The sequence below is a fragment of the Paenibacillus sp. FSL K6-2441 genome (assembly GCF_037964765.1).
GTDB classification, from domain to species: Bacteria; Bacillota; Bacilli; order Paenibacillales; family Paenibacillaceae; genus Fontibacillus; species Fontibacillus phoenicis.
The window spans coordinates 2,823,181-2,837,271 of record NZ_CP150174.1; the positions used below are offsets into that span (position 1 = coordinate 2,823,181).

The 14,091-nt window shown below is 52.5% G+C and carries 14 protein-coding genes; 4 read left to right on the forward strand and 10 right to left on the reverse strand.

Annotation, left to right across the window (positions count from 1 at the left end):
* The first annotated feature begins 239 nt into the window (after positions 1-239).
* Positions 240-1,445: an NO-inducible flavohemoprotein gene (gene hmpA / locus NSQ80_RS12975; RefSeq protein ID WP_323076850.1), complete on the forward strand. Its 1,206-nt coding sequence runs from the start codon at positions 240-242 to the stop codon at positions 1,443-1,445.
* A 70-nt stretch (positions 1,446-1,515) separates the two neighbouring features.
* Here hmpA and NSQ80_RS12980 read toward each other — a convergent pair whose 3' ends face one another.
* The 10 genes from NSQ80_RS12980 to NSQ80_RS13025 form a co-directional block, all read right to left on the reverse strand.
* Positions 1,516-2,028 carry a Crp/Fnr family transcriptional regulator gene (locus tag NSQ80_RS12980; protein ID WP_009225289.1) on the reverse strand — a complete coding sequence of 171 codons (513 nt, stop codon included), beginning with the start codon at positions 2,026-2,028 and terminating at the stop codon, positions 1,516-1,518.
* 109 nt (positions 2,029-2,137) lie between these two features.
* Positions 2,138-3,064, reverse strand: a complete 927-nt coding sequence (locus NSQ80_RS12985; protein ID WP_323076851.1) for a hypothetical protein — start codon at positions 3,062-3,064, stop codon at positions 2,138-2,140.
* Between the two features lie 14 nt (positions 3,065-3,078).
* Entirely contained in the window at positions 3,079-4,443 is a 1,365-nt protein-coding gene (locus tag NSQ80_RS12990) for a nucleotide sugar dehydrogenase (protein WP_339299332.1), read from the reverse strand.
* Between the two features lie 42 nt (positions 4,444-4,485).
* Positions 4,486-5,298 (reverse strand): response regulator transcription factor, encoded by an 813-nt coding sequence (locus NSQ80_RS12995; RefSeq protein WP_323076853.1) that lies wholly within the window; start codon positions 5,296-5,298, stop codon positions 4,486-4,488.
* A 130-nt stretch (positions 5,299-5,428) separates the two neighbouring features.
* Positions 5,429-6,826, reverse strand: coding sequence for a glycosyltransferase (locus tag NSQ80_RS13000; protein WP_339302171.1), 1,398 nt, complete (start codon positions 6,824-6,826; stop codon positions 5,429-5,431).
* A 43-nt stretch (positions 6,827-6,869) separates the two neighbouring features.
* On the reverse strand, positions 6,870-7,625 hold the full coding sequence (locus NSQ80_RS13005; RefSeq protein WP_339299334.1) for a hypothetical protein: 756 nt from the start codon (positions 7,623-7,625) through the stop codon (positions 6,870-6,872).
* Between the two features lie 26 nt (positions 7,626-7,651).
* Complete coding sequence (locus tag NSQ80_RS13010) at positions 7,652-9,883, reverse strand: hypothetical protein (RefSeq protein WP_339299336.1); 2,232 nt, start codon at positions 9,881-9,883, stop codon at positions 7,652-7,654.
* A 513-nt stretch (positions 9,884-10,396) separates the two neighbouring features.
* Positions 10,397-10,564, reverse strand: coding sequence for a hypothetical protein (locus NSQ80_RS13015; RefSeq protein ID WP_157273437.1), 168 nt, complete (start codon positions 10,562-10,564; stop codon positions 10,397-10,399).
* 164 nt (positions 10,565-10,728) lie between these two features.
* A complete protein-coding gene (locus tag NSQ80_RS13020; RefSeq protein WP_339299339.1) occupies positions 10,729-11,523 on the reverse strand; it encodes an arsenite methyltransferase in 795 nt (264 codons plus the stop codon).
* Between the two features lie 62 nt (positions 11,524-11,585).
* On the reverse strand, positions 11,586-12,032 hold the full coding sequence (locus tag NSQ80_RS13025) for a MarR family winged helix-turn-helix transcriptional regulator (RefSeq protein ID WP_009225281.1): 447 nt from the start codon (positions 12,030-12,032) through the stop codon (positions 11,586-11,588).
* A 185-nt stretch (positions 12,033-12,217) separates the two neighbouring features.
* Between NSQ80_RS13025 and NSQ80_RS13030 the strand changes: the two genes are divergently transcribed.
* From NSQ80_RS13030 to arsC, 3 genes are read left to right on the forward strand one after another with little or no spacing between them, the layout of a single operon-like run.
* Positions 12,218-12,541, forward strand: a complete 324-nt coding sequence (locus NSQ80_RS13030) for a metalloregulator ArsR/SmtB family transcription factor (protein ID WP_016311641.1) — start codon at positions 12,218-12,220, stop codon at positions 12,539-12,541.
* Positions 12,542-12,557: 16 nt separating this feature from the next.
* Entirely contained in the window at positions 12,558-13,613 is a 1,056-nt protein-coding gene (arsB, locus tag NSQ80_RS13035) for an ACR3 family arsenite efflux transporter (RefSeq protein WP_016311640.1), read from the forward strand.
* A gap of 20 nt (positions 13,614-13,633) precedes the next feature.
* Positions 13,634-14,062, forward strand: a complete 429-nt coding sequence (gene arsC / locus NSQ80_RS13040; protein WP_016311639.1) for an arsenate reductase (thioredoxin) — start codon at positions 13,634-13,636, stop codon at positions 14,060-14,062.
* The last annotated feature ends 29 nt before the right edge of the window (positions 14,063-14,091 follow it).

The window sequence follows — 14,091 nt, forward strand, 5'->3', positions numbered from 1 at the left end:
GGTATCCTGATCCTTTCTGTTAGAATTTCTTCTATTCATATTATATCACAAAACGAATCATGACTCCACGGGACAGACGACAAGCTATTTTATTTTCTGCGAACAATGTGATAGATGTCATTGCATTTTAGTAGCAGTTCACACTTTGGCAATTTTCGATGTGACGAAAGTCACCTTTTTACGATTCAAGGCTTCCTATACTGAGGTGGAACGAAAAATCAAGGAAAGAGGGTTCACCGATGCTTGATTCAAAAACGATCGAAGTCATTAAATCCACTGTGCCGGTTCTCGAAGTTCATGGACAAACGATTACGAAAACCTTCTATCAGACCATGTTCAAAAATCATCCCGAGCTGCTGAACGTGTTTAACCATGCCAACCAACGTCAAGGCAAACAGCCTACCGCGCTGGCCAATGCGGTGTATGCCGCCGCGGCGCACATCGACCGCCTGGAAGAGATTCTTCCTGTCGTTCGCGGCATTGCCCAGAAGCACCGCGCGCTAGGAATCCAGCCGGATCAATACCCGATTGTCGGCGAGAACCTGCTCGCCGCCATCAAGACGGTGCTGGGTGACGCCGCCACCGAAGAAATCCTCGATGCTTGGGCCAAGGCGTATGGCGTCATTGCGGACGTATTTATCAGCGTAGAAGCGGAGATGTACCGCGAAGTCGAGCAGAAAGAAGGCGGTTGGCGCGGATTCCGCCGCTTCATCGTTGACCGGAAGATTAAGGAGAGCGACGTGATCACCTCCTTTTATCTGAAGCCGGAGGACGGCCAAGCGATTGCCGCCTATGAGCCGGGGCAATACATTACCGTCCGTGTAAAACCGGAAGGCCAGGAGTTTACCCATCTGCGCCATTACAGCCTGTCCACGGCACCGGGCAAGCCGTATTATCGGATTTCAGTGAAGCGGGAAGATGCTGCGGAGGACCGCCCAGCGGGCATTGTCTCGACCTATCTGCATACCCAGATCGAAGAAGGCGATGTGCTCGAACTTAGCGCGCCGGCCGGCGATTTCACATTGAATCCATCGTCGAACCTGCCGCTCGTGTTGCTCAGCGGCGGCGTTGGTCTTACGCCGATGGTCAGCATGTTGGAAGCAGCGCTGCAAGGCGAAAACAAACGCGATATCGTCTATGTCCACGCCGCTCGCAACGCGAAGCACCATGCGATGAAGGAGCATATTGCCGAGCTCGCACGGATCAACGACAATCTGCGTGCCTACACCGTATATGAAACGTCAGAAGCCGGCGAAGGCTGCGACAAAACCGGCTATATCGATCTGCCTTGGCTGAAGACGATTACGACAGCTGACAGCGACTTTTACTTCTGCGGCCCGGTTCCCTTCATGAAGGCGGTTCGCCGCGCCTTGAAGGAATGGGGCGTGCCGGAAGAGCGGATTCACTTTGAATTTTTTGGACCGGCTGGCACCCTGGACGAATAAGCGGCTTACCAAAAGCGCGGATAACCGGAGCAATCCCGGTTATCCGCGCTTTTGTTCGTAAAGCCGTTTCTTATGACCGTTCGTGACCATGGCTGCGCAGCAACCGGTTCACCGTCTCTCGCCGTACGCCGATCAGCTGTCCGATCTCTTCTTGAGTCAAATAATCGGTCAAAGGTACGCCATGAGCATGCTGTCCCAGCCATTTCGTCAGCAGCTCCAGCCGTTCGGCCGGCGTCCCAATCGTCAAATGGTCAAGCCTCTCCTGCATGAACCGAACCTTCTCCTGCAGCAGCTGCGCGACCTCCAGCGGCTTCTTCGGATCCTCCTGAAGCTCGCGATACCATACCTGCGCAGGGATCGCTTCAACCTCGCTGCGCATGAGAGCGATCGCCGTCCCGTGCACCTCTTTCGGGGTAATCAAGGAATGATGCGGTACCGTTTCCCCCGGGTACAAAATATTAAACAAAACCATGTTCCCGTTCGGGTGCAGACGCGTTACCTTAAACAGCCCGCTCTTAATATGGTATAGAAAAGAACCATCGTCCCCTTGACGGAACAAGATTTCGCCTTTATGCAGGATCATGCCAATCTCTCCATTTCCACAACTGCCAATTAACTTTATTATAGCAAAAACAGAGAAGACTGTCCTAACCAAGATCAAAACAAAGGCTGCCCCGTCTATATCTTCCGTATTACGGCCCGCGGAGTTTACGATGCCAAGCCTCGTAGCTGTGAACGGCAATCCCGGCAAACGAGCCGTGCCTTTTTCCCAGCTCCTCCAACCTTTTCATCTCCCGGTCTAGCGAAGCAAGCGGCTGATCATGGAAGGAAACGCCGGGCCCTTCCCGGCTCTCGCCCAGCTCGACGCCCACCCAGACCCGTTTCTTTTGCCGATCCGCTTCATTCAGCGTACGCTGCGAGATTTCATAGATGCGACCTGCGGCATCCCGGTAGGCCATAATTGCCAAATAATCGAACTGATCTACCATCCAATCGCCCAGCGGCAGCTGCAAGGCCCCGCTCGGGTGGTCGATCCGATCCAGCCAGAACGGAACGGCCGCACCGATCGCAAGATCGTTATATCTCGCCTCTTCGGTCCAGACGCGGACGCCCTCCATCCACTGCTCTACCACGGCTTCTTGATCCTTCTGCCATCGGTCCAGCAGGTAGGGCTCAACGTCCAGTTGGACGCCGGCAAACCGCTCCTCCGGCTTCCCTTCCCGGTTGAAGTCGATCACCCATTTCAGAAACGCCTCGGCTTCATCCCGGTGCTCCCGCAGCGCCCACTCCGGATGACCGCTTAAGGCATGCACCTGGATGCCTGCTTGGGCGGCAGCACGGATGAAGCTGCGGTAACTGTCCTGCTCCACCCCGCTGCCAATTTGCAAGAAGATCGTGTCCACACCCTGCCCGCGGACAAAGTTCAGCAGCTCACCCGGTTGCTGTTCGATAACCTTCGTCTCCCAAATCCAGGTCGCCTTCGCATGTGAACCCGATGGCCGGATAAAGGCCAATAACATAAGCAAAGCCATCAACAGCATCCCGCCAAGCGCAAGCAGGGCCGGCCGCTTGCTTCCCGACAACGCCCGAAGGCGGACGAAGATCGGTTTTTTGAGCATCAATCCTCGTATCCTTAACCTACGATCAGCGCTGGGGACTCTTCCTTGATATGCGCAACGGAGTGGCCGATCTTATACACATGCGGCAGCGGATAATCGCGGAACGCATTGCGCGTATCCACGATCGGCACGCCGAGGTGAGCGATTCCTTCATAATCGAAGTTGCTGTGATTCGTCACCAAGACGATGCAGTCGTAGGCTTTGAATTTATCGAGATCGTATTCGACGCTGTGCACCACGCCGCCGGATTTTTCACGGAAGCTTGTCGCATACGGGTCGTAATAGTCCACCTTGGCGCCGCTGTCCTTAAACAGCTCGTACACGGACAATCCCGGCGATTCGCGCAGGTCGGCGATATCGGGCTTGTACGCCATGCCAAGGATCAAGATGCGGGATTTCTTAATCGATTTGGCGTATTCGTTCATGATTTTGGACGTTTTATTCACGACATAATAAGGCATGTTGTCGTTGGTCGACTGCGCCAGCTCGATGAATTGGCTGTAGAACCGGAAGCCCTTCGCTTTCCAGCTCAGGTACATCGGATCCAGCGGGATGCAGTGGCCGCCGATGCCTGGTCCCGGATAGAACGGCATAAAGCCGAACGGCTTGGTCTTCGCCGCGTCGATGACTTCCCAAATGTCGATGCCCATGCGATCGCACATCATGGCCATTTCATTCACAAAAGCGATATTCACGCTGCGGAACGTGTTCTCCAGCAGCTTGGACATTTCCGCCACTTTAGGCGAGGACACAGGAACAACCGTTTGGACATATTGGGAATACAGTGCCGTCCCCAAATCCAAGCAAGCCTTGGTGGTTCCTCCGATGACTTTCGGCGTGTTGTAGGTATTAAATTTCGGATTGGACGGATCGACCCGCTCCGGCGAGAAGCAGAGGAAGAAGTCCTCGCCAACCGTATAGTCCAGCTTCTCCAGCTCGCGCTGAATCAGCTCTTCCGTCGTCCCCGGATAAGTTGTGCTTTCCAGCGTAATCAGCATGCCTTTTTTCATATACCGCTTCAACTGATCCACCACGGTGACGATATAGGAGGTATCGGGATCCTGATTTTCGCTCAGCGGCGTCGGCACGCAGATGCTGACCGCGTTAATTTCGGACAGTACCGCGTAATCCGTGGTTGCCTGGAATCGCCCTGTAGCCATCACTTCGGCCAGCGTTTCGGACGGGATATCGTGAATATACGATTCTCCGCGGTGGATTTTCTCGATTTTTGATGTATCCAGATCGATGCCCACCACTCGGAATCCTTGCTTCACCATTTCCACTGCCAGCGGCAAGCCGACATAACCTAAACCCACTACGCCCAGTACGGCGGTCTTCGATTCAATCGCATTCATCAGCTTCTGGTAATGATTGTTCACAGGTTTCTACCTCCATTATGTTCTCTGTATTGGAATCAGATATTATTGGATGCAACGGCGAATTCGCGCGTCGAGTTCAACCGGGGAGAACGGCTTGGTGATATAATCGTCTACCCCGTTTTGGAAGCATAAGCTGATCGTTTTCTCGACCCGCTGCTCCGTAAGCACAACGATTTTAGGCATTTGCTCGTTGCCGACTTTCTGAATTTGATGGATATACGGCAGTCCATCGATACCGTACAGATTCAGCTCCGTCAGCACCAGATCCGGTTTCCAATCGGCGATCAAGTCCAGGGCGGTTAAGCCGTTATCGGCTGTCATCGTTTCATAGCCCTGCATATTCAGCCGGATTTGAAGGAATTCGCGTACCGCCGGATCTCCTTCGACGATGAGAATTCGGCTTTTGACGAGCAGCATATCGGCCTTGGTAAAAATATAAATATCATCGGAGTAGTTCTGCTTGGCTTTTTCCTCGATTTGACTCAGCACCTGCGGGGTAATCGCTGCCCGCGAAGTGAAGCTGGCCAGCGCCATCCGCGGACGATAGTCGGCAATGCGCTCCTGCAGCTGCTGCTTCAGGCGCAAGCCTTGATAGTGAACGGCATCCAGCGTCAGGCCTGGCAGCAGCACCGCCACGCTTCCTGGCTCATCCCCGCTCCATACATCAAACTGAAGTCCAGGTTCAGACTCCAAAATTCCCCGCACCTGGGATGCCACGTAAAAGGGGCCGCCTGCGGAATAAATGAATAACACCCCGTTCACCTCGCTGGCTGTTTCCCTCACGCGTTGCCCCATGCCGGCGTATAAGCCGGATTGTTCCGTTTGGTTATGCAGTGCTGTCAGGTTTGACATCATTCATTCCCGCCTTTCTTCTTCCGTAAGTTTATCCTTAAGTTTGGTTACTTCTTGGATCCAAGCCTTCCTTTGCCCTATCATCTCCTTTCCGGCAACCGCCGCAAAGCGGGGGAGGGGAGCTCCCTGATCACTAGGCTGACTTGGCCGGCTTGGCCGCTTTGGCAGCCGAATCTCCCTTGTCCTGCCAGCTTTGACGGGTCATCGTCCCCCAGGAGTTGTTATTGCGCATAAACTGGATATGTCCCTGGATGCGCCACAATCCCCCGAGCTGCGCGTAACCGAAAAACTTTAGCGCCGAGAACAACAACAGCTTGCACAAATCCGACAGCTTGTCGAATCGTTTGAACGCCAGTTCCTCCAGTAAGAGCGCCCCGATACTGAGCACGTAACCGCTGAGGAAGTTGATCAGCCAGAAGATCGCAAGAATCCGCCAGTGCGTCATGTCCATCAGCGTGTACCCAATCAGGGCGAGCAGCCCCGTGATTTTAAAATAAGGGTTCAGCGCTTCAAAAATAATGTTGTACGGCATCGTCAGAAGCCCCATCACCTTGTATCTCGGATTAAAGGCCATGTCGTAGTTCTCGATCATGTTCTTCAGGTTCCCGCGGCCCCAACGCTTGCGCTGGTTCGACAGAATCCGGTACGTGTCCGGCGCCTGCGTCCAGCACACCGCCTCCGGACAGAACGCGATGCGGTACTTCAGCTTGTTCTCCAGCATGTAGCGATGAAGCTTGATGATGATGTTCATATCCTCGCCGGGATACCCGCCGCGATAACCGCCGACGGCAATAACGTAATCCTTGCGGAACAGGCCAAACGCTCCCGAGACGATGATCAGCCCATTGATGGAGCTCCAGCCGATCCGGCCGCCGAGGAACGCCTTCAAGTATTCCGTGGCCTGGAACATCGGCCAGATTTTGCGAGGCAGCGAAACCTCTTTCACTGCCCCGTTCTCAATCACGCAGCCGTTGGCAATCCGCACGTCGCCGCCGATGGCCACCGTTTCCTCCGGATTTTCCATATACATCCGGGCCATCCGGATCAACGCGTCCTTCTCCAGCAACGAGTCGGCATCAATCGAAGAAATGAGCGGATAATGCGCCAGGTTGATGCCGGCATTCAGCGAATCGGCTTTACCGCCGTTCGGTTTGTCGATGACGTACAGATGCGGGTACTTCGGATTGTGGTACACCGCCGTAATCGGTTGGCAGTCGATCGTGTGACGAACGTCTGGATTCGGGAGCGGCATCAGCTCAAATTCTTCCCGCAGCACGCCCAGCGTGTTATCCTTCGACCCGTCGTTAATGACGATGACCTCATAGGTCGGATAATTGAGGGTCAGCAGGCATTGCACATTCTCGATGACCGTGAGCTCCTCGTTAAAGGCTGGCACCAGCAGCGAGACCGGCGGTACCAGCTCGGAGCCGGACAGCGTGTTGTATTTCGAATAGGCCGCCCGGCGGAAGATCGTCAGAATTTGGCGGAACGAGAACGTCATAATCGAAAAATAAATCAAGTTAACCGACATGACGTAATACGTCGCAAACAGACCATAAATCAGCAAAATATCTCTAAGCAGTGGTCTCCCTCCTCTCAAGCGCAAACGCATAACGCCCCAGCGCCGGGACTTGCCCCGGCATTTCTTGTCCACGCATCGCAGCCATCGCCACCTTCACCAGATCCGGGTTATCCTCCTTCATCAACTGAAGCAGAAGCCGGCTGGTGTCAAGCCGCGTTTCCATCAGAATATCAGCGGCGAGGTGGTGAATCGGCTTGCCGTGGCGCATCAGATAGATCAGCATGTCTCTGAGCTGCTGCTCATACTCCGCGCTCTTGGCAATCGAGCGGGCGATCACGATGCTCAGCGGGCTGTATTTCTGATGCTTCAGCATCTCCAGCAGCCGCGGCACCGCCTCTGCCGCCCGCATCCCGCCAAGCCGGTAGGCGGCGGCAATACGCCGACCGTAAAACAAGCTGTCGAGCAGCTTCAGGTCCTGCTGGACAAAGCCGGCGTTGTAACATAATGCGATCAGCTTCTGCTGCAGATCGCCCTTAAATTGTTCGATCCATTCGGTTACCCGCTGTTGGATCACCCGTCGTTCCAGCTCAGTCAGCTTGCCCGGCGGCAGCGGAAGCTCCTCGGCATCGCCCAAATGAGCCTGAAGGAACAGGAAATAGTCCTGATGCTTCTGCAAGTATTCCTTCGTTTTGCGCTGAATGCGCAAATGCCGGATCTTCAAGTAAAACAAGAGCAGTATGCCTATGCCGATCAGCCCCAGGCATACATAAATAAAGGCAATTGCCAGGCCAAGATGCTGACCCGCCATCTTCATTTCCTCCTCTCGGCACCTGGTTATTCTCCCGTGGTCCGGCGGTCTGGCAAGCTGCGGTAGAACGCCTGCAGGGCGTAATAACCAGACTTGAGCCGCTCGGTGTACTGCACGGTTTCCCATGGCTGCCATACATATTTCGGGAACGTGTCCAAAGAGACATTCTCCCCACTGTCACCGCTATCCGTCCCCGATTCACTCCGCTCCCCGATCCAAGGCACGAAGGTGATGCCGTCCGTCTCGGTCGTCGAGAAAGCGCGGTCCTCCTTCAAAGGCCGGTAGTCGATGACTTGTCGCGAGCTGGGATCCGCGAAGCCCAGCAGCATCCAAGGGATGCGCAGTTCTACCTCATTGCCGCTGTACTGCCAAGAAGCAAGTGAGTTGAAATCACCGCTCCCCGGGTCGGTTGTGCCGCGAATCAGCTGACCGACGGTCATGTCCTGAAACGGATGGGCCGATCGGGTATCAGGAGGCGTCATGGTCAAGCTGACCGCCAGCTTCCAGGGTTGAAACTGCACGGTTTGTTCCTCGGTGGGATCGTCCAGCATCCAATACCCGTACCGCCCATAAAGCCGGCGGTGGAAATCGTAGCTTGGCGCCACCCGCACTTCGGTCTCCTCATCGCTCCCGATATTTACGATCGCCTCGAGGCCATCGTTTAACCGCAGCCCCGGCATCTCCGACACCGGCTGGTTGCCGCCAGGTTGCGTATTCGCACCCAGCCGGATCAACCGCTTAGCAGGGGCGAACGGCTCGCTGAGCCGCAGCCCGACATAAACGTAAGCTTCATCGTGCGTTACCTGCAGCCGGTCGATTCCAGCCGCTGGTTGATCCCAGGCTTGGACCTCTCCCTCCGGCAGCGCGTCCCAATTGTCCAGCTTGCCATCGATGATGAGGTCGTCTTCTTTCCCGGGGCCCATGGCCAACAGGCCAAATTGTTTTTCGTTGGTGAGCACATTCAGCCAAAAGGCGCGCCGATCCTCTGGGATCTCAAAGCGCATCGTATTCCACGTCTTCTTAAACCATTCGTCCTGCCACATGAACAAGATCGCGCCGGCATACCCGGTATCGTAAATATCCTTCGTCAGGGAGACGTTGATTTCGCCTTGCTCTTGTTCGTTGTGGCCCCCCTGGTTCCGCCCCCCTCGGCCGAGGTGGGAAACGCCCAGCGAAGACGGGACGCCATATTCGGTAATCATTACCGGGATGTCCTTATAGTAAGCTTTGAGCTCCTGTAAGTAAGCTTTATAGGTGTTGAAATCCCCATTCCCGTCCGGAATCGTCTCGAGCGTCTTATCCAGATGGAAAAAGTCGGGATAATACGGATACGCATGATAGGCAGCGAAATATCCCGCTTCCCATTTCACCGGCTGAATATGGGTTGCATCCACGCTGACCAGATCCTCCTCGAACAGCGGTTCGCCAGGATGCTCCAGCACGTCCGTGGTCACCCAATTCGTAAACGTGATCGGATGCTCCCACCCGTAAGTTCGCTCCTTCCGGGCCGTGTCGTCCACCAGTTCCGCGAGCCAGCTCTCAAACGGTGTGGCCTCCTCGGTCGCCGCAAAATACTGCCCTTGATACGGCGTAATATCAGCGTGCTTGCGGTTCGTATTGTCCACCATTTCCGGGTCCCATTCGGTGCCGATATGCCAGGCCATCAAATAAGGACCGGCATTGGCAGTATATTTGCCGCCCGACGTTCCCGGTTGCTTGGGCGCCTTCAAATCACCGTATACGGCTTTGACCGCTTTTTCGATCTCCCGATGAAAGGCTTCCTTGATCCCCGGAATATAAGCGTCCTGCTGCTCGATGAGCTGCTCTTCCGGCGACCAGATCCCTTGAATGAAATAAAGGGGATCCTTCCCTTTGTCCCGGTTGTATTTGACTAGCGCCTTGTAGAACACCGGGTTGTGCACCGTATAAATGCGAATGACGTTTGCGCCCATATCGTCAATTTGTTGGAACCAGCGCAAGTAGTCGTCTTCCGTGATCGGAAATTCCCCAGGAAAATGTCCCGGTACCGTCGCCCCCAGGTTGACGCCTTTGACGAACATTTCCTCCCAGCGGCTCTCGCCGTCATAGGCTAGAAATTTGTCGCCTTCGGTGCGGAACTTCAGCTCGGTTCCGTCCTCTGCCGCATAGCTGTAATGGGGCGGCGGCCAGTTTAATACGACCAGCACCACGCAGCCTGCGATCAAGAGGCCTGCCAGAACGAGCCCGATCGCTAATCGTTTTTTCGCTAATGTCGTCATCGGATTTACCCTTAGTTCACCTCGCTGTTCTTCTTCTCGTGCAAGTTCCGAAAAGATCGAAGCCCCTGCCGTGCCCGGCCTCTCCTATGAGGCAGCGATCTTACGTACTGCCGCTTTCTATGCAGCTATGCAGGTGATGATCCAGTATGGCCGATTCGCACCTCCGCTTCTCAAAATCACTTTTAATCATGAACCAAGCGGACCTGTCGTGTAACTAGGCTGATGGGAGTGTTTTACAGTTGGGTCTGTTTTCCGGGGGGATACGGATTTTCGGCATACTTGCCCGGTTGGGTCATTTCGTGATAATAGACGTGCAAAATTCATCTAGGTTTCGCTCAATTTTTACACCCTTTTCCATAATGGTTACAAAATTGATACCAAAGTCTTGTCCGAAAATCGCGTCATTCTGCGGTTTTTCGCGATTTGCTTCCGTTACAGCCCATCGCAAAAAAAGCTTCCCAGGTCCCAGCTTGGGACTAGCGTTTTTCCAGCATCCCGGGTGACGCTTTTACGTCATGCCATCCTGCCTTGGTCGGCGACTTCTTTCCTAAAAAATGACGTTTTCCCGCCCACTTCCATTTCAGAAGCAAGCAAATTGATTTCACCTGGCGTTAACAAAAAAAGCTCCCGACCTGCCAGCGGCAGATCAGCAGCTTCTTTGGTTTTACCTTGGTTTTGCACAAATTTACCCGCCGTTAATCCGGCGAATCGGCCGCGGCCCCATCATGCCCGCGAACGCGATCCATTCCGGTCCGGACTCGGTCTGAAGGCGCGCCCGCCGTGCGCCGGGATTGACTCGCGTCACGGTTCCTAGGACCTCTCGCCCTTGCCATTCCCTATGAATCTTATGGTTTGACAGCTTTAATGACTGCCGAGACGATATAGTCTTCTACCTTCGACCCAGGAACCCAATCTTTAATAAACGTCCGGGATTCCTCTTTTGGCTCGACTGCGATACCCTTAAATCCACTTTGTGCAAGCATCGTTTTTAGTTCGTCAACCGACGAAGCTCCGGATATGCACCCTGAATATAAAACATCCAGGTCGTTTTTGATTTCCGCCGGAAGCTCTGCCGTTGTGACAACATCGGAAATGGCCAGACGCCCGCCGGATCGCAGGACACGGAATGCTTCGTCAAAGACTTGCTGTTTATCCGGCGAAAGATTGATGACGCAGTTGGAAATGATCACATCCACCGTTTGATCCGGGACCGGTAAATGCTCGATCTCCCCTAGCCGAAAATCCGTGTTCGTGAATCCTCCTTTGACGGCGTTGCTGCGAGCGCGACTCACCATTTCCGGCGTCATATCGACCCCGATCACATAGCCGGTGTCCCCAACCTGTCGAGACGCCAGAAAACAATCGAAACCGCCGCCGCTGCCAAGATCCAATACGACTTCTCCCGGTTTCAGCTCCGCGATGGCTTGCGGATTGCCGCAACCTAAGCCAAGGTTCGCGCCGGCCGGAACCGCCGTTAATTCTTCAGTAGAATAGCCCAGCTGCGAAGATACGCCATTAGCCGATCCGCAGCAGCTTGAAGCTGGTGAACAGCACGAGCCCGACTCCACTTCTTGCAAGGCGATTTCCTTATACCGGCTGCGTACATTTTGGCGAATTTGATCATTCTTTAATTGATTCATGAATCCTCTCTCCTTCATTTTAAATATTTGCAAATTGCAAGTATTATAGAAAAAAGACACCCTCAAAAAGGGGCTGAACAGCATTGGCTGGATTTCGCCATCGCTTCGTTTAATAGTTTGATCGAGCGTATGACCGTATCTTTTTCAAAATCGTTCATGTGTGAAAAGATTTCGTTGAAATAGTCATTCATTTGCCGGTCAATCGCCCCCGCAACATATTTGCCTTCCGTCGTTAAGGAAAGAAGATGCACCCTCCGGTCGTTTGGATCGGGCGTTTTCTTGACTAAATTCATCTTGATTAACGATTGGACCTGTCTGCTAAATGTCGTGATATCTGTCCCTAATGTCTCTGCTACTTGCTGAATAGAAGGCTTATGCTGACGATCAATTTCGTAAAGGATATGGCTTTGAATGACGGAGATGTCACAGCCGCCGGCAGAACAGCAGTTTTTATTCAGAAAGCCAAAGCGACGAGTCATGATTTGAAATAATTCACGTACATTTTCCACATTTTCCACGGTGCCTCACCTCTCATGAAACAGTTATACCGCATTTATTTGCAATTTGCAAGTATTAACTTTACCTTTATCTCAGGAAATGGGTTATGAGGAGGGCGTAAATTTCGGTATTGACTTTTTTTAATACAAATAACAATATGGTTATATGGTTTTAATATGGGGTGATAATCATGACAATGGAATTTGAAAAGATAGCGGATATTCTGAAAGCTCTAGCCGATCCGACAAGGTTGAAAATCCTCTCTTTGCTCCGTATTCGCGATTGCTGCGTGTGTGAACTGGTTCCCATCTTTAACATTTCCCAGCCAGCCATTTCTAAACATGTAAGCCGTCTAAAAACGGCTGAATTGGTCCGCGAAACGCGAAAGGGGCAATGGGTGTTCTATTCGATCAACGAGAAGCGGTTAGAGGAAATTGGTTATGCTCTGTCCCATTTGCCTGATCTGTCCGAGGAGCTGCGGAAATTGGAGCAACGAGGAATGACAGTTACATGCGAGTAAAGGGAGTGTACAGTAATTGAGTAAACAAAAGAAAAAGCGACTCTCATTTCTGGATCGCTATTTGACGTTATGGATTTTTATTGCGATGGCGATAGGAATTGGCTTGGGTTACGTATTTCCTAACTTTGTCGCCGGTTTGAATGAATTTCAAGTTGGAACCACGTCGATACCGATTGCACTTGGCCTTATTTTAATGATGTATCCGCCGCTGGCGAAAGTACGATACGAAGAAATCGGCCGTGTCTTTCGAAATGGCAAAGTGTTATCCATTTCATTGATTCAAAATTGGCTTATCGGCCCGATCTTAATGTTTTTCTTGGCTATAATTTTTCTCCAAGGTTATCCAGAATATATGGTCGGCCTGATCATGATCGGTTTAGCCCGCTGTATTGCAATGGTTATCGTCTGGAATGATTTGTGCAGAGGGGATGCCGAGTACGCGGCGGGACTCGTTGCTTTCAACTCGATCTTTCAAGTTTTGTTTTACTCCGTCTACACCTATATCTTTGTTACGATTTTGCCGGGATGGTTCGGGTTGGAGGGCGTCGTTGTTGATATTACGATGGTCGAAGTCGCCAAGAGCGTGTTTATTTATTTAGGGATACCGTTTGTAGCCGGAATGATTACTCGCTATTCGCTTGTAAAAGCAAAAGGGCGATCCTGGTACGAAACGGTCTTTATTCCAAAAATCAGTCCCATCACACTTATCGCATTGCTGTTTACGATTATCGTCATGTTCTCACTGAAAGGCGAGATGATCATCCAATTGCCTTCGGATGTCGTGAGGATCGCGATTCCGCTATTAATTTATTTTGTCGTTATGTTCCTGATTTCGTTCTTCATGGGCAAAAAAGCCGGAGCTGACTATCCAGTGACTTCTACACTGGCATTTACCGCCTCGGGAAATAATTTTGAGTTGGCAATCGCTGTTGCCGTTGGGGTCTTTGGAATTCATTCCGGCGCTGCATTTGCGGCCGTGATCGGACCTCTTGTAGAAGTCCCTGTGATGATTGCGTTGGTCAACGTCGCGCTCCGATTTCAGCGAAAGTACTTTTCAAAGGAAGCTGCTTAACATAAACAGGAGGTATCATCATGTCAGATAACAAAAAACTCGTTTATTTTCTTTGCACAGGAAACTCTTGCCGCAGCCAAATGGCGGATGGTTGGTTGAAGGCGCTCGGTAATGATCGGTACGAAGTAAAAAGCGCCGGGTTGGAGGCACATGGGCTGAATCCTCGTGCCGTCCAGGTGATGAAGGAAGCTGGCGTCGATATTAGCGGTCATACATCGGATGTTATCGATCCGGAGATTTTGAATCGGGCTGACTATGTGATTACGTTATGCGGCCATGCAGACGAACATTGTCCGGTGATTTCGAATAAAAACGTCGTGAAGTGGCATTGGGGCTTCGATGATCCAGCCAAGGCAACCGGCACCGAGGAAGAAATCATAAGCCAATTTCGAGCAGTTCGGGACGCGATTAAGTCGCGTGTCGAAAAGTTTCTTGCTGAAGACTGCTAATCTGTCAACATTATCCTAACTTTGCATAT

What these genes read in the sequence shown, in the direction of transcription:
- hmpA (WP_323076850.1), top strand. Translation starts at nt 240, where the DNA reads ATGCTTGATTCAAAAACGATCGAAGTCATTAAATCCACTGTGCCGGTT.
- NSQ80_RS12980 (WP_009225289.1), bottom strand. Translation starts at nt 2,028, where the DNA reads ATGATCCTGCATAAAGGCGAAATCTTGTTCCGTCAAGGGGACGATGGT.
- NSQ80_RS12985 (WP_323076851.1), bottom strand. Translation starts at nt 3,064, where the DNA reads ATGCTCAAAAAACCGATCTTCGTCCGCCTTCGGGCGTTGTCGGGAAGC.
- NSQ80_RS12995 (WP_323076853.1), bottom strand. Translation starts at nt 5,298, where the DNA reads ATGATGTCAAACCTGACAGCACTGCATAACCAAACGGAACAATCCGGC.
- NSQ80_RS13000 (WP_339302171.1), bottom strand. Translation starts at nt 6,826, where the DNA reads ATGTCGGTTAACTTGATTTATTTTTCGATTATGACGTTCTCGTTCCGC.
- NSQ80_RS13005 (WP_339299334.1), bottom strand. Translation starts at nt 7,625, where the DNA reads ATGGCGGGTCAGCATCTTGGCCTGGCAATTGCCTTTATTTATGTATGC.
- NSQ80_RS13010 (WP_339299336.1), bottom strand. Translation starts at nt 9,883, where the DNA reads ATGACGACATTAGCGAAAAAACGATTAGCGATCGGGCTCGTTCTGGCA.
- NSQ80_RS13020 (WP_339299339.1), bottom strand. Translation starts at nt 11,523, where the DNA reads ATGAATCAATTAAAGAATGATCAAATTCGCCAAAATGTACGCAGCCGG.
- NSQ80_RS13030 (WP_016311641.1), top strand. Translation starts at nt 12,218, where the DNA reads ATGGAATTTGAAAAGATAGCGGATATTCTGAAAGCTCTAGCCGATCCG.
- arsC (WP_016311639.1), top strand. Translation starts at nt 13,634, where the DNA reads ATGTCAGATAACAAAAAACTCGTTTATTTTCTTTGCACAGGAAACTCT.